The organism is Lachnoclostridium sp. An14, from assembly GCF_002160755.1.
Lineage (GTDB): Bacteria > Bacillota > Clostridia > Lachnospirales > Lachnospiraceae > Lachnoclostridium_A.
Map to the genome: position 1 here is coordinate 247699 of NZ_NFLE01000001.1, position 20908 is coordinate 268606.

Consider the following 20908-nt stretch of genomic DNA (forward strand, 5'->3'; position numbering starts at 1 on the left):
GTTTTTCCCATTCCCTTTTCCTGAAAGTTTCTAAAGCTCTTTCTCATACATCCGGATCCCCTGCACCATACCGAGAAACTTCCATCCATACCGCTCAGCAACCGAAGGATGATTCGTAATCAGGCACAGCCGTTTCAGTCCCGCAGACCTCATATCCCCGCAGACCTGCTCCAACAGCGCCCCAGCGGCGATGCCCCGGCTGTGAAAATTCTCCTCCACATAGAGGACGCACACGTTGAGGGCCAAATCCTTCCGGTTGTGAAAATCGTTCTCAATCACTCCCACGCCCCCGACGATCTCCCCCTGTTCCACCGCGATATACCACTGGGGAACGCCATCCGTCCCCCGGCTGCTCTCCCTCATACTGGCCTCATATTCCCCAGCGGGAACGTCCCATTTTTCGTGAAACCACTCCGCCGCCCGCCGGATCCATTCCTCCCGCTCCTTCAGATTCCAAATCTCCATTTCCATTCCTCCTCATGTTCTCCCGGCAGTCCGTAAAGCCGCTCTCCGTCTCCCATTCCCCGGTTCACCTCAGAAGAACAAACTCCATCCGGGCGTAGCCAAACACCCAGGCCGCCAGGCACTCCGCCGCCAGACAGAGCCCAAACAGCCCATACCTGGCCGCCCATCCCAGCCCGATCTGTTTCATCCGCTCCAGATACCTGGCTCCCAGGGATACGAATACGGCAAAAAACAGCACAAACACGCCGCGGCGGGCAAAGGACAGGCAGGCCGAAAGCAGCAGATACTGTATCATAGCCAGGCCGGCACTTTCCACCAGCACTTCCAGGGCCATCCCCATTTTCCCTTGTAATTTCTCCATAGCTTTCCCTCCTTCTCCTTTTCCTTCCATCTGCTCTCATTCTACCACCATTCCCCCCGCAAATCCACCGCTCCCCTCCCAAAACCGCCAAAACCCTTCCCCCGGCCCCCAATCTGTGCTATACTGGTTTCCGCGGGCAGTGATCCCGCCCCTTTATTTTGGATTCAGGAGGAACGATAACATGGCATTTGACGGAATTGTCATTTCCAATCTTGTATATGATCTCAAACACGCCCTGGAAGGGGGAAAGGTGGCCAAAATCGCCCAGCCGGAGAAGGATGAGCTGCTGTTTACCATAAAAAGCCAGAAAACCACCTACCGGCTGCTCATGAGCGCCAGCGCCAGCCTGCCCCTCCTCTACTTTACGGAGGCCAACAAGCCCAGTCCCCTCACCGCCCCCAATTTCTGTATGCTCCTGCGCAAGCACATCGGAAACGCCAGACTGGTGCAGGTGTCCCAGCCGGGCCTGGAGCGGGTGGTTCAGTTTGAATTCGAGCATCTGGACGAGCTGGGGGACTTATGCCGGAAAAAGCTCATGGTGGAGCTCATGGGAAAGCACAGCAACATCATCTTCTGCAAGGAGGACGGCACCATTTTAGACAGCATCAAGCACGTGTCCGCCCAACTCAGCTCCGTGCGGGAGGTGCTCCCCGGCCGCCCCTATTTCATCCCCATGACCGTGGAAAAGGCCGATCCCCTCACCGTCTCCGAGGAGACCTTCCGGGAGCTCCTTGCCGCCTCCCCCGCCCCAATGCAGAAGGCCATCTACCAGAAACTCACCGGATTCAGCCCCATTATGGGCATGGAGCTGTGCCACTTAGCCTCCATCGACGGCGACCTGCCGGCGGCGGAGTTAAGTGACCTGGAGATGACCCACCTCTACCACACCTTCTCCCGGATGATGGAGGATGTGAAGGAAGGCCGGTTCCAGCCAAACATCGTCTACCAGGAGGAGGAGCCGGTGGAGTTTGCCTCCCTGCCTCTCACCTGCTATGAGGGCGGCGATTTCCGCGCGGAAACCTGGGACAGCATCAGCGCCCTGTTGGAGCACTACTACTCCGCCAGAAACGCCGTCAACCGCATCAAGCAGAAATCCGTGGACTTAAGAAAGATTGTCCAGACCCTTTTAGAGCGGAACTATAAAAAGTATGACCTTCAGGAAAAACAGTTAAAGGACACGGAAAAACGGGAGAAATACAAGGTCTACGGCGAGCTGTTAAACACCTACGGCTACGAGCTGTCCGGCGGGGAGAAATCCTTCCGCTGCCTCAACTACTACACCGGCGAGGAAATCACCATCCCCTTAGACGATCAGCTCTCCGCCAGAGAGAACGCCCAGAAGCATTTCGACCGCTACAACAAGCTGAAACGCACCTACGAAGCCCTCACCGGCCAGATTCAGGAGACGAAACGGGAGATCGACCACTTAGAGTCCATCAGCACCGCCCTGGACATCGCCTTAAAAGAGGAGGACCTGGTGGAGATTAAGGAAGAAATGATGGAGTACGGCTACATTAAAAAACGGCCCGCCGGCGGCAAAAAGCCGAAGATCACCAGCCGTCCCCTCCACTACCTCTCCAGCGACGGGTTCCACATCTACGTGGGCAAAAACAACTACCAGAACGAGGAAGTCACCTTCAAGCTGGCAAACGGAAACGACTGGTGGTTCCACGCCAAAGGCGTTCCCGGCTCCCACGTAGTGGTAAAGACAGAGGGAAAAGACCTGCCTGACCGGGTATTTGAGGAGGCTGGAGCCCTGGCCGCCTACTACTCCAAGGGGCGGGACGGGGACAAGGTGGAAATCGACTACATCCAGCGCAAGCACGTGAAAAAAGCCGCAGGCGGCGCCCCCGGCTTTGTGATCTATCACACCAACTATTCCCTTATGGCCTCTCCGGCCTGCGACCTCCCGGAGGTGCGCTGACCGGGCAAAGCCCTGATGCCGGGACGCCAGAAAAAGATTTCCGGCATCCCACGCGCCCGCCGGAGCGCGGCTGCGCCAGCAGCCATTTTCCTCTGCGCGGAGTGTGCCTCCTTGCGGAGCATTCTAATTTAACAGGAAACGGGCCGCTGCCCCGGAGGATCCCACATCCTCCCAGGGACAACGGCCCGTTTCCGCTTGCCTCCTACACCCCCGTCTCCTTCACATACTTCTCGATCCGGTCATAGTAGTCCGCCACCGCGTTTCCCGCGTACTCCCGCGCGTCGCTCTCGCACTGCTGATGGTAGTAGTCCAGAAATCCATCCTCCCCGCCCTTGTAGTCCAGAAACTCCTGCTCATACGTCTGCACCTCGTGATAAAACAGCAGCTCCCGATACTCCGCTCCGATTTGCTGGTACGCCTCCACCAGGCAGTACTGGTAGCTGTGGTACGCCTCGTGGCAGCAGGTCTTTAACACCTGCTGTGCCGGATCCCGTTCCAGATGGTCCAGATTGATGTAGATGGTGTGGTCGGCATGGAGGTAATCCCCCAGAAGGGACTCCTCTTTCGGGGAGGCCCCCACCTTCAGCTCGTAGGGAATGCCCAGATAGTAGGCCTCGATGTTGGCCACCGTCTGCAGCACGTCCAGCCGCTCCCTCACGGACAGCTCCGCCCAGCGCTCCTCCTGGAGGGACAGCAGGGTCTCCATGTTGCCGCTTATGGTCTGTTCCGGGCCCTGTCTTCCCGCCTCCGGGGAAACAGAGGCCGGCTCCGCCAGCGGTTTCCGGAAAATCCCCCGAACCCCCAGCAGCACCATAACCACCGTCAGACTCACCGCCAGATAGGACTGGCACCGGCAGAAACACCGGTAGGCCCGGCGCCGCAGCACCGTCTTCCGGTTCCCCTCCCCTACCTTTCCCGTCATGGTGGCAGCCACGGTGACGGCGGAGAGCACCGCCGCTACGCCCAGGGCTGCCGCGGCCAGTTTCCAGGCCAGCCGGGCGTAGGCGACCACCGTATACAGGCCAAAGGGCAGCAGCACGGACACGTCCGCCGTCCACTCCGTTTTCCGACGGCGATAACAAAAAAACGTCCCGGTGATCACAGACCAGGCCACCAGCCCCCACAGCACAATCCACGACTGCCCGTAAGAAAGGCCCGGCAGGGCACGAAACAGAAGATTCCGGTACCAGACCACCCCTGCCACTCCATACAGGGCGCATTTCAGAAGGAAATATACCGTTCCAACGGTGCTCTCATCTCTCATGCCCCTCTCTCCCGTTCCCCGTCTCCGCCTAAATTACGGAATGATCTCGATCCAGTATCCGTCCGGATCGGTGATAAAGTAAATGCCCATGGCCTCGTTTACAAACACCACGCAGCCCATCTCCTGATGTTTCCGGAACATTTCCTCGTAGTTCTCCGCCCGGAACGCCAGGTGGAACTCACACTCTCCCAGGTTGTAGGGCTCCGTCCGGTCCCTCAGCCAGGTGAGCTCCAGGGTGAACTCGCTCTGTCCGTCCCCCAGATACACCAGCTTAAAAGAGCCGTCCTCCGCCTCCTTCTCCCGCACGGGAGCCAGCCCCAGGGCCTCCTTGTAAAAGGCCAGGCTCTTTTCCAGATCCAGCACATTAAAATTAAAATGGTTGAACGCTACCATCTATCTTTCCTCCTCACATTGATCTTCTTTTGCCATCCTGTTTTCTCCCGGCCGGACCGGGCCCATAAAACCAGGCAGGATACGGCCGGGAACTCTCCGTCCCCGGCCGTATCCTGCCTGAGCCTGATTCCCCGGTTCCGGCCGTTTTTTGTTTTCCTTTTTCAAAGGATTTCTACTCCGCCGACAGCACCACATTCACCGCCATGGGCGTCTCCCCCCGCAGCTCCTGCTCCGGATCCACGGAATAGAAATTGCACTCCACATCCAGCTCCACATACTGGTTCTTCATCACCGGGATCAGCAGATCCGCCCAGTGGTCCGTCAGATGGAACTCCTGGATCAGCCTTCCGCCGGAGGACACGGTGATGGTCTCATTCCCCTTAAGCTCCAGAGGGGCGTAAAAGCTCATCCGCAGCTGGCCGGAGGTGCCGGTAAATACCCGGATCTTTGCCTTCTGGTCCATCCAGCCGTCGTGTTCGTAGTAGCCGTACACATTCTGGAACTTCTTCACCTTCAGCATGGAGGTCACGTCCACATACCGGTTGTGCTCCAGATCCGCCTTCAGCACGATCTTTTTGTCCCGGTCCGTGATGGGCCAGGCCTCTCCCAAGCTGTCGATAAAGGTCACCTCCGGCAGCACCTGGCTCTCGTCTGTGCGGTAGGGCCGCCAGAAGGCGTCCACCTGGTACTCGCAGTCCTTCCACTCGTCCCCGATCACATAGATCTCCGAGCCGAAGATCTCCTCTCCGTACACGCCCCAGGTCACGTCCGCCAGGGAATTGGCCTGGGCCTGTCCGTTCCAGAAGTACAGGTGGTCATAGTGATCCCGGTAGAACAGCTCCACCGGCAGAATCAGCACAAAATAGCAGGCCATGGCCGCGAAGGCCGCCCGCAGGGGCAGTTTCCCGCCGCCGGCCCGGATGATGGAATAGAGATAGGCCATCAAAAGCAGGGCCGCGCTGTAGGTGACATACACCCAGCGCATCTCCAGGCGGATGGTGACGCTGGCCGCGCCGATGCACATGGCCATGAAAACCAGCATCAGCACCACGTTGCAGAGATACTCTTTCCGCCTCTCCTTCTGCCTCCAGCCTACGGCCGCCGCCAGGGCCACAAAGACCGCCAGCACGGCGTCGGTAAGGTATACCGTCAGCCGCAGAATCCTTGGCACTTCCTGCCACTCCACCCCGTCTAGGTGAATGGGGCCGGCGTTGATGCCGAACACGTAGAGCACGTTGTCGATGGCGTAGCCGAAGGCCTCCTTGATGGAGAAGGTGTCCGTCACCTCCGTACCTCCGGTGCCCGCGGGAATGATGGTGCCCATGGCCCAGAACCGGATCCCCATCATAATGGCAAAGGACAGAAACGCCCAGCCTAAAAGCCGGTATTCCTTCTTTCCCGTCATCACCTGCTTAAGGACCACCGCCAGCACCAGCACCGCCAATAGCACCATGTAGCGCTCATGGATCAGGCACACCGCCAGATACAGCCACGCGCCTGCCAGGTAAGCCCTGCGGCTCCCCTTTCCGTCTCCGTTTAAATACCGGTACATCTCATAGAGGATCACCAGAGCCAGCCAGAGGGCGGCGGACTCCATCAGCCCGTATCCCTGGGTGATCTGGTAATAGGACAGATGGGACAGCAGATACGCCAGCCCGCAGGCCCCCGCCAGATAGGGACAGTCCGCCAGTTTCCGCACAAAGTGGAACACCGTCAGGGCAATGAGGGCGTTTACCACGATGTTGAAGGGAACCATCAGCCAGATGTCCGGCCCCATGAGAAGGAGCTGTAAGTAGCAGAGAATATTGTGGATCAGGCGGAACTTTGTGCCGCCCATGGGAAGGATGAAATCCTTCGCCGGTTCCGTATCAAAACAATACCACAGGTATAAGTCATCCCCGTAGTATCCGGTAGTCTTAAGCCCGTGGTTTACCCAAAAGGCAAACAGGAGGAATACCCCCAGCGCGAGGAGGTATTCCATCCAGAGAAAACGTCTCTCCTGTTTTTCCATTTTCACTGTTTCCTTTTCCCGTCAATGTCCCGGCCGCTTAGCGGATCTCCGTCATCCCGCCCATGTAGGGACGAAGGACTTCCGGAATCCTCACGCTGCCGTCCGCCTGCAGGTTGTTCTCCAGGAAGGCGATCAGCATTCTCGGCGGGGCCACTACGGTGTTGTTCAGGGTGTGGGCAAAGTACTTGCTGCCGTCCGCCCCGTTGACACGGATCTTTAAGCGGCGGGCCTGGGCATCTCCCAGGTTGGAGCAGCTGCCCACCTCAAAATACTTCTTCTGTCTGGGGGACCAGGCTTCCACGTCCACGGATTTCACCTTCAGATCCGCCAGGTCGCCGGAACAGCACTCCAGGGTGCGCACCGGAATATCCAGGGAGCGGAACAGATCCACAGTGTTCTGCCACAGCTTGTCAAACCACATCTTGGAATCCTCCGGCTTGCAGACCACGATCATCTCCTGTTTCTCAAACTGGTGGATGCGGTACACCCCTCTCTCCTCGATGCCGTGAGCGCCCTTCTCCTTGCGGAAACAGGGAGAATAGCTGGTGAGGGTCTGGGGCAGGGACTCCTCCGGAAGAATCTGGTCAATAAACTTTCCGATCATGGAGTGCTCGCTGGTGCCGATGAGGTAGAGGTCCTCTCCCTCGATCTTGTACATCATAGCATCCATCTCCGCGAAACTCATCACGCCGGTCACCACGTTGCTGCGGATCATAAACGGCGGCACGCAGTAGGTAAATCCCCGGTTGATCATGAAATCTCTGGCGTAGGAGATCACTGCGGAGTGGAGTCTGGCAATGTCGCCCATGAGGTAGTAAAAGCCGTTTCCGGCCACTCTCCTGGCGCTGTCTAAATCAATGCCGTTGAACTTCTCCATGATCTCCGTGTGGTAGGGGATCTCAAAATCCGGAACCACCGGCTCGCCGTACTTCTGTACCTCCACGTTCTCGCTGTCGTCCTTTCCGATGGGGACAGAGGGGTCGATGATGTTGGGAATGGTCATCATGATCTTTAAGATCCGCTCCTCGTACTCCTTCTCCAGAACCTCCAGCTCCGCCAGGCGCTTGGCGCTCTCCGCCACCTGGGCCTTTACGGCCTCCGCCTCGTCCTTCTTGCCCTGTCCCATAAGGGCGCCGATCTGCTTGGACAGCTTGTTGCGGCTGGCGCGGAGATTGTCCGCTTCCGCCTTAGTGGCACGGCTCTTGGCATCCAGGTCGATCACCTCGTCTACCAGCGGCAGCTTGGCGTCCTGGAATTTGTTTTTGATGTTCTGCTTTACGATGTCCGGATTTTCGCGGACAAACTTTAAATCTAGCATGGTTTCCATTCTCCTCCTGTACTTGTCGATCGTGGCCGGAGCACACGTCCCGCCCGTCCGGACCTTCCGCCAGACGGCCCCTTTCCTCTGCGCAAAACGGCCGCCAGCCGGATGCGCGCTCCTTGCGGACGGAAATAGCTGCTGCGCCCCCTCTTTTTTACAAAAAGCGCAGATTTCCATAACACAAAAGCGCAGATCCCGACGGGAATCTGCGCTTGATTATACTACAAAACCGGGACAAATTAAAGCCCTTTTCTATTTTATGTGAAAAAAGATGCCCGTTTTTTGCAGGACCGGCCGCAGGGCCGCGTATACCGCCACGACCACCACTGTTCCGGCCACGGCATTGATAAAGGTCACTCCCGCCGCCCAGGTGGTCATGATCTTTGCCGCCGGCTCCGGGATCCCTAAAATCAGGTTTTTGTAGAGATAGCCCACCACCGGGTCGGCGATCACGTTAAATCCCAGAGACACAGCCGCCGCGATCAGGCTCCACTTGAAACAGTATTTCCCGTCGTGGGACTCTGTGATGTGGGCAACCTTATGGGCGATAAACCCGGCGATGAGGCCGATGCAGAGCTTTAAAATAAAGGTCTTCGGGGCGCTGGTGATGTAGACCGGATCCATCAGATCCGCCACCGTCATCCCCAGGGCTCCCGCCAGCCCGCCGTAGCCGCCGCCTAAGAGCAGGGCCGCCAGCACACAGAAGGCGTTCCCCACGTGAAGGGCCACAAAGTCCCCGCCGATGGTGGGGATCGGGATCTTCAGAAAGGTAAAGCACACATAGCACAGTGCCGCCATCAGGCCGGTCAGCACCACCTTGTAAAGTTTCTCATGTTCCTGTTTTCTCATACGTTCCACTCCCGTCTGTCTGATTTTGTCTTGCCTTATCTCATGACAGAAGTGGCTCGTTTTAAATATCCAGTTTATCTATTTTTGATCAGTCCAGTTTCCCGTCCCGGGACTCCACGCAGATCAGCACACCCTGGTCAAACTGAATGGTGGCCTCCTCCTCCGCCAGCTCGTTGCTGACGCAGAGGCAGGGGCCGATGGAAATGTCCTTTTTCGTCAGAGGGTATTTAAAGCCCCGCAGGGTGATGCCCTTCACCTCCATGGTCAGGGGGAGGAAGGAGACGTAGGTGCCCCAGGTCTCTCCCCGGCGGAAGGCGCGGCCCTCCGTGAGCACGGTGATCCGGTTCTGACTGTCCACGATAGAGGCGGAAACGCCCTGGCAGGCGGCGTAGTAGAGCAGGTGGACGTTTCCCAACGCGTGGTCAAAGCGGCCGCCCAGGGCCCCTAAAATCACCAGCTCCTCACAGCCCGCTTTTAAGGCGGTGGTCACCGCCAGCTCCGTGTCCGTCTCGTCCTTCTCCGGCTTGTGCACGTCCCAGACGATCCCCTGTTTCCCGTGAGCCTCCGCCAGGGCCTCCTGGTCGGCGGAGTCAAAATCCCCCACGGCGGCGTCCACGGAAAGCCCCAGCTCCAGGGCTCCCTTCAGCCCGGAGTCCACGGCGATGACCATGTCAAACTTCTGGCTCTCCAGATACCGTTTCGCAAACTCCCGGTCCAGGCTGCCGCCGGAGATCAGAAGGGCCCGCCTCATGGGCGGCCTCCCGCCTGAGCGCCTGCGGTCCCCGCCGCCTCGTACCGCTCAAACACCTCCAGAAACCTCCTGGTATTGGCGGCGGCATCCCCCTTGAACACGGCGGAACCGGCCACGAACACGTTGGCCCCGGCCTCGATCAGCTCTCCCACGTTCTCCGGGGTGATGCCCCCGTCCATCTGGATGTCCAGGTTCAGCCCGCGGCGGTTAGCCTCCGCCCGCAGGGCCCGCACCTTGTCCAGGGTGTAGGGGATGAATTTTTGCCCCCCAAAGCCGGGGTTCACCGACATGATGAGCACCATGTCCAGTTGGGGCAGGATGTGCTCCAGGGTGGAGATGGGGGTGGCGGGATTTAAGGCCACCGCCGCTTTTAACCCCGCCTCCTGGATCTGGTTTACGGTCCGGTCCAGATGGAGGCAGGCCTCCTGATGGACGCAGATCAGATCCGCCCCGGCCTTTTTTATATCGTCAATATACCGGCCCGGCTCCTCCACCATCATATGCACGTCAAACACCAGGTTTGTGCAGCTCCGGATGCTGGATAGCACCGGCATTCCAAAGGAAATGCTGGGCACAAAGGCCCCGTCCATCACATCCAGGTGGAGGTAGCCGGCCCCCGCCCGCTCTACTGCCCCGATCTGGCCGGCCAGATCCTTAAAATCCGCCGCCAGCAGGGATGGCGCCAATATCAGCATAGTCTGTTCTCCTTGTCTAATATCTCCGTTTGTCTTTCAGTTCCTGATACATCAGCCTGTAATTTTCATAGCGGCTCCGGCCGATGTCGCCCCGCTCCACCGCGTCCTTCACGCCGCAGACCTTCTCTCCCACGTGGACGCAGCCTAAAAATTTACAGCCGTCCTCCCACCTGGAAAACTCCGGGAAATAGTCCTTTAACTCTCCCGCCTCCATATCCTCGATGTACATGGAGGAAAAGCCCGGCGTGTCCATCATGTAGGTGTTTTCTCCCAGGGAAAACAGCTCCGTGTGGCGGGTGGTATGCTTTCCTCTCTGGATCTTTTTGCTGATGCTGCCGGTCTCCATGGCCGCCTGGGGAAAGAGGGCGTTGGTGAGGGAGGATTTTCCCACACCGGAGGGCCCGGCAAGCACCGTGGTTTTTCCCTCCATCCGGCTCCGGACCTCCTCCAGCCCCAGGCCCTTTCTGGCGCTGATAAAGAGCACCTCATAGCCCGCGGCCTCGTAGGCGGCCCGGTACGTCTCCTCCCCCGCCCCGCCGGTGAGATCCGTCTTATTAAAGCAGATCACCACCGGCACCTCTTGCGCCTCCATCATCACTAAAAAGCGGTCCAGCAGATTTAAATTGGGCTCCGGGTGGGTGATGGAAAACACCACCAAGGCCTGATCCACGTTGGCCGCCGCCGGGCGCACCAGGGCATTTTTCCGGGGCAGAATCTCTGTAATATTTCCTTCTAAATCTTTCTCATCCGTCAGGTCGAACTCCACGTCGTCCCCCACCAGGGGCTTTAGCCCCCGGCTGCGGAACACGCCCTTCGCCCTGCACTGCACCACCAGCTCCTTCCCGTCATGGACGTAGTAGAAACCGGCGATTCCTTTTATAATTTTTCCTCTCATAAGCCGTCACCCCAGGGGAAAGAACTGCACCGTGTAGGATTTTAATACCTCCTGGGTGTCCGCGTTCACAATCTCTACTTCACCGGTGCTCACGCCCTCCGCGCCCTCGATGTTGGAAAAGCTCACAGGCACCAGGGTGGAGCCGCTGATCACCGTCGCCGGCATGAGGGGCGTGTACTGAGGCGTCCCGTCCACCACCTGTTTTAAGCGGATGAGGATGCGCAGCTCCACGCTTCCGGAGCCGGGGCCGATTAAGTATCTGGGGTCAAAGGTGTCGTTGATGGCGCCCACATAGCGGCGGGAGGATTCCCTGGAGGGTCCCGCGCTGACAGTGTAGCCCACCAGGCTGCCCCGGAGGATGGCCGTCCCGCTGGGCACCTCCTGGCCCATCACGCTGCCCTTTTCGATGTCGGAGCTGTTGTCAAAGGTGACCTTGCCCGGCTCCAGGCCGGCATCGGCCAGAAGCTGAAGGGCATTTTCCTCCGTCTGGTCCAGAAGGTTCGGCACCACGGTCATGGCCTGCTCCTGGCCGTCGCTGACCACCACCGTCACCGTATCCCCCGCCTTCACCGTCTGGGGGGTGCAGCTGATGATCCTTCCCGCCTCCACCGTCTCGTCATACTGGCGCTGGAAACTGGCGGTGATGTGGTTTTTGGCAAAGAAGTCCTTGGCCTCCTCCTCCGTCATCTCAAAAATGCCGTAGGCCGCCAGGTCAAACTGATCGGAGCCCAAGCTGGCGGTGAGTTTCACCTTGGAATAGCGCTCCACGTTCTCCCCTTCCGCCTTCTCCTGGCTGATGACCACGCCCTTTTCCGCGGTGTCGTCATAGACCTCCTCCCAGGTGGGCGTCAGGTCGTGCTCCTTTAAAATCTCCTCCGCCTCGTCCATGGTGTATCCCACCACTCTGGGCATGATGGTGGTGGTGTCGTCCTCCACCGCTGCCGCGCTGGAGGTTTCCGCTGCCTGGGTGGGATTCTCCCTTGTTCCCAGGTTAAAGATGCCGCTGATGCGGATCAACACCACCAGCACCCCCACCACAAACAGGCCGGCCACCAGGATGCCCAGGCCGGTGAGCAGCTTTTCCAGCTGGGGATTGACATCCTCTGGAACCTGGGGACCGCCGTTTTTTTTCTTCGGCCGGCCCGGCTGCTTTTCCTCCGGCTCCTCCGCCTCTTTTGGCGGCACCACCTGACGGCCGATCTCCGGTTCCTCCTTCTGGCTATCCCCAGAGGAAAGGGCCTCCTGCTGTTCGGAGGATTCCGTTCCGGCCGTCTGGGCCTCCTTTCTGGTTCTGCCCTGGCGGATCTGGCTCAATTCCTCCTCGCTGATCTTCCTCGTCTTGGCGGTATTGTCCTCTTTGGAAATCTCCTCCACGAAATCCTCGTCCGGCTCGATCAGGGCCCGACGCAGGTCGGAGATCACTTCTCCCATGGAGGCGTAGCGGTACTCCGGTTTCTTCTCCGTGCACTTTAAAATGATCTTTTCCAGGCTCACAGGCACCGCCGGATTCACCGCGGAAGGCGGCTCTATGGGGGTCTCCAGATGGGCGAGGGCCACCGTCACCGTGTTGTCCCCCTCAAAGGGAACCTTTCCCGTCACCATCTCATACATGGTCACGCCGAAGGAGTAAATATCACTTCTGGCGTCACAGTAGCCTCCTCTGGCCTGCTCCGGGGAAATGTAGTGGACGGAGCCTACGGCCGTGGCGCTCATGGTGTGGGAGGATGCGGCTCTGGCAATGCCGAAATCCGCCACCTTCACCGTCCCGTCCATGGAAATAATGATGTTCTGGGGCTTAATATCCCGGTGCACAATGCCGTTTTCATGGGCGGCCTCAATGCCCTGGGCCACCTGAAGGGCGATGCCGATGGCCTCCTTCACCCCCAGGACGCCCTTTTTCAGAATGTAGCTTTTTAAGGTAATTCCCTCCACCAGCTCCATCACAATGTAGTGAAAATCCCCCTCATCCACCACATCGTACACGTTTACAATGCTGGGATGGGAGAGCCTGGCCGCAGCCTGGGCCTCCATTTTGAATTTCTCCACAAAGGAGGCGTCGGAGCAGAATTCTTCCTTCAGCACCTTGATGGCTACCATGCGGTCCAGCTTATGGCATTTTGCCCGGTATACGTCGGACATTCCGCCGGAGCCGATTTTCTCCAGGATCTCATAGCGGTCCTGCAAAACTGTTCCTGCCCGCAGCATCTCATCCCACCTCCTTTTCATCTAATTCCGCCAGGATCACCGTAATGTTGTCCCGGCCTCCATTCTCATTGGCCGCGTCCACCAGCCGTCTCCCCTTTTCCTCTAAGGAACCGCCGCCGGACACGATTTTTGCGATGGCGTCGTTGTCCACCATGTTGGTGAGGCCGTCGGAACAGAGGAGAATCGTGTCCCCCTCCTCCAGCTCCACCTCAAAAAAATCGGCCTCCACCCGCTCGGTCATTCCCGCCGCCCGGGTGATGATATTTTTCTGGCTCAGATACTCCCTGCTGCCCCGCACCATCTTCCCAGCGGCCACCATCTCCTCCACATAGGAGTGGTCCTTCGTCACCTGGTAGGCCTTTCCCCGGCGCACCAGGTAGAGGCGGCTGTCGCCGATGTTGGCCACGTAAAGGGTGGTTCCTTCCGTGGAAGCGGCCACCAGGGTCGTGCCCATGCCGCTCAATTCCTCCTTCTCCACCGCGTCCCGGTACAATTCCCGGTTTCCTAAACGGATGGCCCGCTCCAGCACCGCCACCGGCGCCTTCCCGTCGGAGGTTTTCACCGATTTTACAATGTATTCAATGAGGAACCGGGAGGCGTAATCCCCTGCCCTGTGGCCGCCCATTCCGTCGGCCACCAGGAATAAATCCTCCAGCGGGCCAATCCGCTCCGGGGACGCGAACACGAAGTCCTGATTCATGCTCCGCACCATCCCAATATCCGTCACCGCAAACGACTGCATGGCTCTCACGCCTCCTTCCTGTCCATATAGCTTTTCCGAAGCTGTCCGCAGGCACCGCCGATGTCACGGCCCATCTCCCGGCGGACCGTCACATTGATGCCCCGTTTTTCCAGATGGCGCTTAAACGCCTCCACCGCCTCCCGGTTGGACTGGACGTAATCCCGCTCCTTGATGGGGTTGACGGGGATCAGGTTTACGTGGCCGTGGTGGCCGCCGATTAAGCGGGCCAGGGCCTCCGCCTCCTCCAGATTGTCATTGACGCCCTTTACCAGGCTGTACTCGAAGGTGAGGCGGCGTCCCGTCTGCTCAAAGTAGTAGCGGCAGGCGTCCAGCACCTCCGCCAGACCGTAGCGGTTGGCGATGGGCATGAGGGTTTTCCGAACCTGGTCATTGGGGGCGTGAAGGGAGAGGGCCAGGGTCACGGAAAGCCCTTCCTCCGCCAGCCGCCTAATCTCCGGGACCAGGCCGCAGGTGGAAAGGGTGATGTTTCTCTGGCTGATGTTTAACCCCTCCGGGGCGCTTAAGAGACGGATGAAACGGACCACGTTCTCGTAGTTGTCCAACGGCTCTCCCGAGCCCATCACCACCACGTTTGCCACCCGCTCCCCCGTATCCCTCTGGATCCGGTACACCTGCTCCAGAATCTCTGACGGGCGCAGGTTCCGCTCCAGCCCGTCTAAGGTGGAGGCGCAGAACCGGCATCCCATGCGGCAGCCCACCTGGGAGGATACGCACACGGAATTTCCGTGCTTATAGCGCATGAGCACGCTCTCGATCACATTGCCGTCTCCCAGGCGGAACAGGTATTTCCTGGTGCCGTCCGACGGGGAAACCTTCACATCCACCGGCTCTAAGGCCGTCCATATGTATTCCTTCTCCAGCCGCTCCCGCAGGCCCTTGGAGAGGTTCGTCATCTCCGAGAGCTCCGCCGCCAGTTTCTGGTGCATCCACTGGTAGAGCTGCTTTGCCCGGAAGGCCTTTTCCCCCAGGGCCGAAAGCTCCCCGGTCAGCTCCTCCAGGGTCATGGATTTTATGTCCTTTTTTTCCATACCGGTTCAACGCTCCTTCTGTTCATCCCGTTCCCCGTCCCTTCTCCGAAACAGGGAGATAAAAAATCCGTCGCAGGGGTCCTTCCCCGGCAAAAGCTGGATCCAGCCCTCCGCCATGGACGGCTCCTTCACCGCCTCCCCCAGCCTTCCGGAAAGATCCACCGGGTCAAAGGGGAAATGGGCGGCAAACCAGGCGGCGTTCTCCTGATTTTCCAGGGGATCCACGGTGCAGGTGGAGTAAATGAGATGCCCGCCTGGTTTCACATATCTCCAGACCACAGACAGAATCTCCCTCTGCAAAGCCGCCAGGTCGGAGAGATCCTGCTCCTGGACGCGGTATTTGATGTCCGGTTTCTTTCCGATAATCCCAAGACCGGAGCAGGGAAGGTCCGCCACCACCAGGTCCGCCTGCTCCACCGATTTCTCATGGAGCTCCAGGGCGTCCCAGACCTGGGGCCGCACGTTTTCATAGCCGGAACGCTCCACATTTTCCTCGATCAGGGCCACCTTCTGCCAGGTGAGATCCCTGGCCTCCACCAGGCCGGTGCCCTTCATCAGATCCGCCAGATGAAGGCTCTTGCCCCCGGGGGCGCTGCACACGTCGATCACGTGGCTGCCGGCTTTAGGATCCGCCACCCGGCCCACCAGGTAGGAGCTGGCGTCCTGCACCTGGAGCCAGCCGGCGGCGAAGGCGTCCAGCCCCTCCAGATAGTCGTAATTTTTTAAAATCAGCAGATCCTCCCCGTAAGGAGAAGGCTCCGCCTCCGCCCCCTGGGCCTTTAAAGACTCCAGGATCTCCTCCATGGAGGCCCGCTCCAGCCTGCAGCGGACGGTGGTCCCCCGCTCCGTGAGAAAGGCCTCTAACATGGCCGTTGTCCGCTCGCTGCCGTACTCCTTCTCCCACCGGGAGATCAGCCACTGGGGCATGGAGTATTTCAGATACGGCTCCTCAAAGGCAAACTCCGCCTTTCTTCTGGAAAGGCTGCGGAGGACGCCGTTTACAAAGCCCTTCAGGCCGGCAAACTTCCGCTTTGCCGCCAGTTTCACCGCCTCGTTGCAGACGGCGGAGTCCGGCACCCGGTCCATAAACAGGATCTGGTAGGCGCTCATGCGCAGCAGGGTGCGGATCAGGGGTTTCATCTTTTTCACAGGGGTGGAGGAACAGCGGGACAGGGCCTCGTCCACCGGCAAAAGCCGCTCCACGGTGCCGTCCACCAGGCGGGTGATAAAGGCCCGCTCCTGTTTCTCCAGATACTGGTATTTAAAAAGGGCGCGGGAGAGCGCCACGTGGACGAAGGCGCCGTTTTCCAGCACCTCCGTGAGCACGTCCAGCGCGATCTCCCGCCCTCCGTTCTTAGCGATCGTCACGGTTTCTTCCTCCAAACAGGATGATCAGCCGCAAAAGCTGTAAAATCGTGGCCGCAGCGGCTGCCACATAGGTGAGGGCCGCAGCGTTTAGCACCTTCCTGGCGGCGCCCACCTCATTTCCCTGCAGGATCCCCAGCTGGCCTAACAGGGACACCGCCCGGCTGGAGGCGTTATATTCCACCGGCAGGGTGATGAGCTGAAACAGCACGCTCAGGGAAAAGAGAATGATGCCCAGATGAAGAAAGGGGGTCATTCCCAAAAGCAGGCCGATGAGGATGATGGGCCAGGACAGCTTGCAGCCGATGTTGGCCACCGGCACCAGGGCGCTGCGGATATTTAAGGGGGCGTAAGCCTGGGCGTCCTGAACGGCATGGCCGCACTCGTGAGCCGCCACGCCGATGGAGGCCACAGAGGTGGAGCCGTACACCGACTGGGACAGGTTCACCGTCTTTGTCCGCGGGTCATAGTGGTCTGTGAGGTTTCCGCTCACGGAGCGCACCTGCACGTGGTAAAGCCCCTGGGAATCCAGGATTCTCCTGGCCGTCTCCGCTCCGGTCATCCTGGACATACTGCCCATGCGGGAGTATTTCGCAAAGGTGGACTGCACCCGGCCGGAGGCCCACATGGAGATCACCGCCCCGACGATCACGAAGATCAGCGTCGGATCCCAGTAAAAGCCGAAACCGGGGTAACCGTATCCGTACCCGTAGTATCCCATCGCCGTAAAAAATGTCATTCTGCCGCTCTCCTTTCCAGAACCGTACCTTCCTCCACAGAGTATCCCCGCAGGAAGGACGGAATATCCATCCGCTTCTTGCCCTCCAGCTGCACGGACCTAAGGGCCAGGGCGCCTTTTCCCGTCTGGACGGTGAGGCCGTCCTTTCCGGCTGCCGCCACGGTGCCGGGGGCCACGCCGTACTCCTTGTCCACCACGTCCGCCTCCCAGATCTTTAAGGTCTTTCCATGGAGGCAGGTGTAGGCGCTGGGCCAGGGATTTAAGCCGCGGATCAGCCTCTCAATGGCCGCCGCCTCCATGGTCCAGTCAATGTCTCCCAGGGATTTTTTTAACATCTTCGCGTAGCAGGTATCGCTGTCCCCCTGAGGCGTCCCCTTTAAGGTTCCCTCCTCCAGGCCTTTTAAGGTGGAGAGGATCAGCTGTCCGCCTGCCGCGGACAATTTGTCATGGAGGCTGCCCCCTGTCTCCTTTTCCTCCAGGGGAATCACCACCTTCTCCAGCATATCGCCTGTGTCCAGGCCCTCGTCCATGTACATGGTGGTGATGCCGCTTTCCTTCTCCCCGTCGATGACGGCCCACTGGATGGGGGCCGCCCCCCGGTATTTCGGCAGAAGGGAGGCGTGTATATTGATGCAGCCGTACTTTGGCAGCTCCAGAATGGACTTGGGAAGAATCTGCCCGAAGGCCACCACTACGATGGCGTCCGGCTCCATGGACCGCAGTTTCTCCACAAACTGCGGCTCCCTCACCTTCACCGGCTGATAGACCGGGATTCCAAGCTCTAAGGCCTTCTCCTTCACCGGCGTCATCTGCACCGCCTTTCCCCGGCCCTTCGGCTTATCCGGCTGGGTGACGGCGGCCACTACCTGATGGCCGGCCCCCGCCAGGGCCTCCAGGGCCGGAACGGAAAAGTCCGGCGTTCCCATAAATACAATGCGCATTTTTATTCCTCGCTTTCCTCATCCTCGCCGTCTAAGGCATCCACATCCTCCAGCTCTCCCTGCACCAGGGAAACGTAGAGCTGGCCTTTCAAATGGTCGCACTCGTGGCAGATGGCCCTTGCCAAAAGCCCTTCGCCCTCCAGCTCATAGGGTTTCATGTCCTCGTTCAAAGCCCGTACCTTCACGTAGTTGGGGCGGGTGACCACGCCGGTCTTTCCCGGAACGCTAAGGCACCCCTCATAGCCAGTCTGCTCCCCGGAGGTTTCCACAATCTCCGGGTTGATCAACACGTACTGGTTGCCGTCGTCCACGTCGATGACGACGATCTGGCGCAGGATGCCCACCTGGGGGGCCGCCAGGCCCACGCCGTTCTCCTTGTACATAGTGTCCATCATATCCTGGATCAGCTCCGCCGTCCTCGGTGTCATCTCCTTCACCGGCTTGCAGCTCTTTCCCAGGATCTCATCTCCCATTACTCTTACCTGTCTGATTGCCATAACGCTCTCTTTTTCCTCCGATTCTGTTCTTTGATTCTCTTTTATGTCCGCGATCGGGAACCACTTCTCTGTGATTCGCCTCTATTCCAGCCAGGCCTCCAGGCCCCCTTGATTCCGCAAAGCCGCCTACTGCAGGTCAAAGCTCAGCATCACCGGGAGCTCCAGGGCCTCGATTTCTTTCCGGATTCTTAATAGTATACCATAATTCTCATGCTTAATATATAAAATTTTTCTGTAAATATCATTAACTTTGTATACCGGCGCCTCCACCGGGCCGGTGATCTCTAACCCCTGGGCAAAAAGGCCCGTCTCTTTATCCCCCGCCTGCTCCGCCGCCCGGCGCATTTTCTCCGCCGCCTGGGAAAGCGTCTCCTCCTTCTGGGAGGCCGCCTGGATGGTGAGAAGGCCTAAGGCCGGCGGGTAATGGAGCATCCGCCGGTAGGCCATTTCCTCCCGGTAAAAGCCCTCATAGTCCTGTCTGGCCGCCGTCCGGATGCTGTAATGCTCCGGCATATACGTCTGGATCACCACGTTTCCCGCGTCCGCCCCTCTCCCGGCACGTCCCGCCGCCTGGGTGAGAATCTGGAACGTCCGCTCCCCGCAGGCGTAGTCGGGGGCGTGAAGGGAGAGATCCGCCGCCAGCACTCCCACCAAGGTGACTTTTGGGAAGTCGTGGCCTTTTACGATCATCTGGGTGCCGATGAGAATGTCTGCCTCCCCGTCCCCAAAAGCGGAGAGGATCTCCTCGTGACCCCCTTTTTTCGAGGTGGTGTCCATGTCCATCCGCAGCACTCTGGCCCCCGGAAACATCTTTCTCGTCATCTCCTCGATCCGCTGGGTGCCGGTGCCGAACCCGGCAATATAGGGGGAGCCGCAGGACGGGCAGCGCTCCGGCATGAGGATCTCATAGCCGCAGTAATGGCATTTGAGGCGGCCGTTCCAGTGAAGGGTCAGGCTTACGTCGCAGTGGGGGCAGGATAAGGCCTCCCCGCAGGAGCGGCAGGACACAAAGCTGGAATACCCTCTGCGGTTGAGAAACAGCATGATCTGTTCTCCTTTCCCCAGACGGTCCTCCATCAGCTCCTGCAGCCTGCGGCTGAAAATGGAACGGTTCCCCGCCCGCAGCTCCTCCCGCAGGTCCACCACCTCCACCTGGGCCAGGCGGCTCTCCTTCTTCGCCCGCCCCGTCAGGGTGAGCAGGCGGTACTCCCCCCGCTCCGCCCTGGAAAATGCTTCCAGGGAGGGGGTAGCCGAACCTAACACCAGGCCGGCTCCCGCCATGGCCGCCCGCCTGGCCGCCACCTCCCTGGCGTGATACCTGGGCGCCAGCTCGCTTTTGTAGGCTCCCTCCTGCTCCTCGTCGATCACAATCAGCCCCAGGTTCTCAAAAGGGGTAAACAGGGCGGAACGGGGCCCGATCATCACCTGGATCTCTCCCTTTCTGGCCCGCTCAAACTGGTCGTAGCGCTCCCCCTTGGACAGCCTGGAATTGATGACGGACACCCTCTGCCCGAACCTCCGGTAAAACCGCATCACCGTCTGGTAGGTGAGGGCGATCTCCGGGATCAGCACGATCACCTGCCTGCCGTCCCGCAGCACCGCCTCCATCATCTCCATATACACTTCCGTCTTTCCGCTTCCGGTGATCCCGTAGAGCAGATAGGTGCCGGGATGGCCCGCCCGGTAGTCCTGGATAAAGGCCCTGGCTGCCGCCTGCTGCTCCTCGTTCAGCTCCACGGCCGCGCCGTTTTCCAACTCCCGGCGGATGGGATTGCGGTACACCGCCTCCCGGTCCAGGAAAATCCACCCTTTTTCCTCCATGGGTTTCAGGGCCGCCGCCGTCAGCCGCAGCTGGCGCGCCGCCAGCTCCCAGGGCACCTCCCCCATATCTAAGAGGGCGGAAAACAGCCGGGCCCTGGCCCGGTAATGCTTTCGCTCCGCCTCTGAGAGCAGCTCCTTTAGCTGTTCCTTAGAAAGCTCCGTGCGGATGGTCTTTTTTTCCACCGGGCGGATCTTTTCCTTCACCGGCAGCACCGTTTTCAACGCCTGGTTCATGGTGGAGCCGTACTGCTCCTTCATCCACCAGGCCAGGCGGATGAGCTGGGACGCGGCGTTGTAGCCGGTCTCGTCCAAGGAATCCAGCTCCTTGATCCGGGCAGGGTCATACTCCGCCCGGTCCGTCAGCTCCACCACATAGCCCTTCCGCAGCCGGTTTCCGGCACCAAAGGGGACGAGCACCGGAGATCCGGCTCCCACCTGCCCCCGCAGCCGCTCCGGCACCCGGTACTGAAAGGGCCGGTCCACCCGCTCATGGGATATATCAACGATCACATTGGCAAATTCTTCCGCCATTCTTCCTCCTGTTTTGTCCGTCATGAGCGGACATGAAAACGGATATGACCGCGAGCGCGGTCATCACAAATTATGAAAGCCAGATGGCT

Annotated in this window: 19 protein-coding genes; 1 reads left to right on the forward strand and 18 read right to left on the reverse strand. The window is 59.4% G+C overall.

The genetic code is table 11. From position 1 onward, the window contains the following. Window positions 1-30: 30 nt before the first annotated feature. Complete coding sequence (locus B5E84_RS01145) at window positions 31-465, reverse strand: GNAT family N-acetyltransferase (RefSeq protein ID WP_087217917.1); 435 nt, start codon at window positions 463-465, stop codon at window positions 31-33. A gap of 64 nt (window positions 466-529) precedes the next feature. Then, the gene (locus tag B5E84_RS01150) at window positions 530-826 is read right to left on the reverse strand and encodes a hypothetical protein (RefSeq protein ID WP_087217919.1); all 297 of its coding nucleotides are present in this window, start codon (window positions 824-826) and stop codon (window positions 530-532) included. Between the two features lie 181 nt (window positions 827-1007). Between B5E84_RS01150 and B5E84_RS01155 the strand changes: the two genes are divergently transcribed. Beyond that, complete coding sequence (locus B5E84_RS01155) at window positions 1008-2750, forward strand: Rqc2 family fibronectin-binding protein (RefSeq protein ID WP_087217922.1); 1743 nt, start codon at window positions 1008-1010, stop codon at window positions 2748-2750. Window positions 2751-2952: 202 nt separating this feature from the next. Here B5E84_RS01155 and B5E84_RS01160 read toward each other — a convergent pair whose 3' ends face one another. From B5E84_RS01160 to priA, 16 genes are all read right to left on the reverse strand, one after another. Then, window positions 2953-4014 carry a hypothetical protein gene (locus B5E84_RS01160; RefSeq protein WP_087217925.1) on the reverse strand — a complete coding sequence of 354 codons (1062 nt, stop codon included), beginning with the start codon at window positions 4012-4014 and terminating at the stop codon, window positions 2953-2955. 33 nt (window positions 4015-4047) lie between these two features. Then, a complete protein-coding gene (locus tag B5E84_RS01165; protein ID WP_087217928.1) occupies window positions 4048-4407 on the reverse strand; it encodes a VOC family protein in 360 nt (119 codons plus the stop codon). A 172-nt stretch (window positions 4408-4579) separates the two neighbouring features. Next, window positions 4580-6418, reverse strand: a complete 1839-nt coding sequence (locus tag B5E84_RS01170) for a hypothetical protein (RefSeq protein ID WP_087217931.1) — start codon at window positions 6416-6418, stop codon at window positions 4580-4582. A gap of 37 nt (window positions 6419-6455) precedes the next feature. Then, a complete protein-coding gene (serS, locus tag B5E84_RS01175; RefSeq protein ID WP_087218233.1) occupies window positions 6456-7736 on the reverse strand; it encodes a serine--tRNA ligase in 1281 nt (426 codons plus the stop codon). A 255-nt stretch (window positions 7737-7991) separates the two neighbouring features. After that, window positions 7992-8588, reverse strand: coding sequence for an ECF transporter S component (locus tag B5E84_RS01180; RefSeq protein WP_087217934.1), 597 nt, complete (start codon window positions 8586-8588; stop codon window positions 7992-7994). 88 nt (window positions 8589-8676) lie between these two features. Beyond that, window positions 8677-9339 (reverse strand): thiamine diphosphokinase, encoded by a 663-nt coding sequence (locus B5E84_RS01185; protein ID WP_087217937.1) that lies wholly within the window; start codon window positions 9337-9339, stop codon window positions 8677-8679. After that, window positions 9336-10034, reverse strand: coding sequence for a ribulose-phosphate 3-epimerase (gene rpe, locus B5E84_RS01190; protein ID WP_087217940.1), 699 nt, complete (start codon window positions 10032-10034; stop codon window positions 9336-9338). Before rpe ends, B5E84_RS01185 begins: the two co-directional genes overlap by 4 nt. Before the next feature lie 16 nt (window positions 10035-10050). After that, complete coding sequence (gene rsgA, locus B5E84_RS01195; protein ID WP_087217943.1) at window positions 10051-10929, reverse strand: ribosome small subunit-dependent GTPase A; 879 nt, start codon at window positions 10927-10929, stop codon at window positions 10051-10053. A 6-nt stretch (window positions 10930-10935) separates the two neighbouring features. Further along, on the reverse strand, window positions 10936-13134 hold the full coding sequence (gene pknB / locus B5E84_RS01200) for a Stk1 family PASTA domain-containing Ser/Thr kinase (protein ID WP_087217946.1): 2199 nt from the start codon (window positions 13132-13134) through the stop codon (window positions 10936-10938). Window position 13135: 1 nt separating this feature from the next. Further along, window positions 13136-13876: a Stp1/IreP family PP2C-type Ser/Thr phosphatase gene (locus B5E84_RS01205; protein ID WP_087217950.1), complete on the reverse strand. Its 741-nt coding sequence runs from the start codon at window positions 13874-13876 to the stop codon at window positions 13136-13138. A 5-nt stretch (window positions 13877-13881) separates the two neighbouring features. Next, on the reverse strand, window positions 13882-14925 hold the full coding sequence (gene rlmN, locus B5E84_RS01210) for a dual-specificity RNA methyltransferase RlmN (protein ID WP_087217953.1): 1044 nt from the start codon (window positions 14923-14925) through the stop codon (window positions 13882-13884). Between the two features lie 6 nt (window positions 14926-14931). Continuing rightward, window positions 14932-16293: a 16S rRNA (cytosine(967)-C(5))-methyltransferase RsmB gene (gene rsmB, locus B5E84_RS01215; RefSeq protein WP_087217956.1), complete on the reverse strand. Its 1362-nt coding sequence runs from the start codon at window positions 16291-16293 to the stop codon at window positions 14932-14934. Further along, complete coding sequence (locus B5E84_RS01220) at window positions 16280-17029, reverse strand: zinc metallopeptidase (protein ID WP_242963207.1); 750 nt, start codon at window positions 17027-17029, stop codon at window positions 16280-16282. Before B5E84_RS01220 ends, rsmB begins: the two co-directional genes overlap by 14 nt. After that, complete coding sequence (fmt, locus tag B5E84_RS01225) at window positions 17026-17970, reverse strand: methionyl-tRNA formyltransferase (protein ID WP_087217958.1); 945 nt, start codon at window positions 17968-17970, stop codon at window positions 17026-17028. Before fmt ends, B5E84_RS01220 begins: the two co-directional genes overlap by 4 nt. Before the next feature lie 2 nt (window positions 17971-17972). Further along, window positions 17973-18467, reverse strand: coding sequence for a peptide deformylase (def, locus tag B5E84_RS01230; protein WP_087217960.1), 495 nt, complete (start codon window positions 18465-18467; stop codon window positions 17973-17975). 126 nt (window positions 18468-18593) lie between these two features. Continuing rightward, complete coding sequence (gene priA, locus B5E84_RS01235) at window positions 18594-20819, reverse strand: replication restart helicase PriA (RefSeq protein WP_087217963.1); 2226 nt, start codon at window positions 20817-20819, stop codon at window positions 18594-18596. Window positions 20820-20908: the final 89 nt, after the last annotated feature.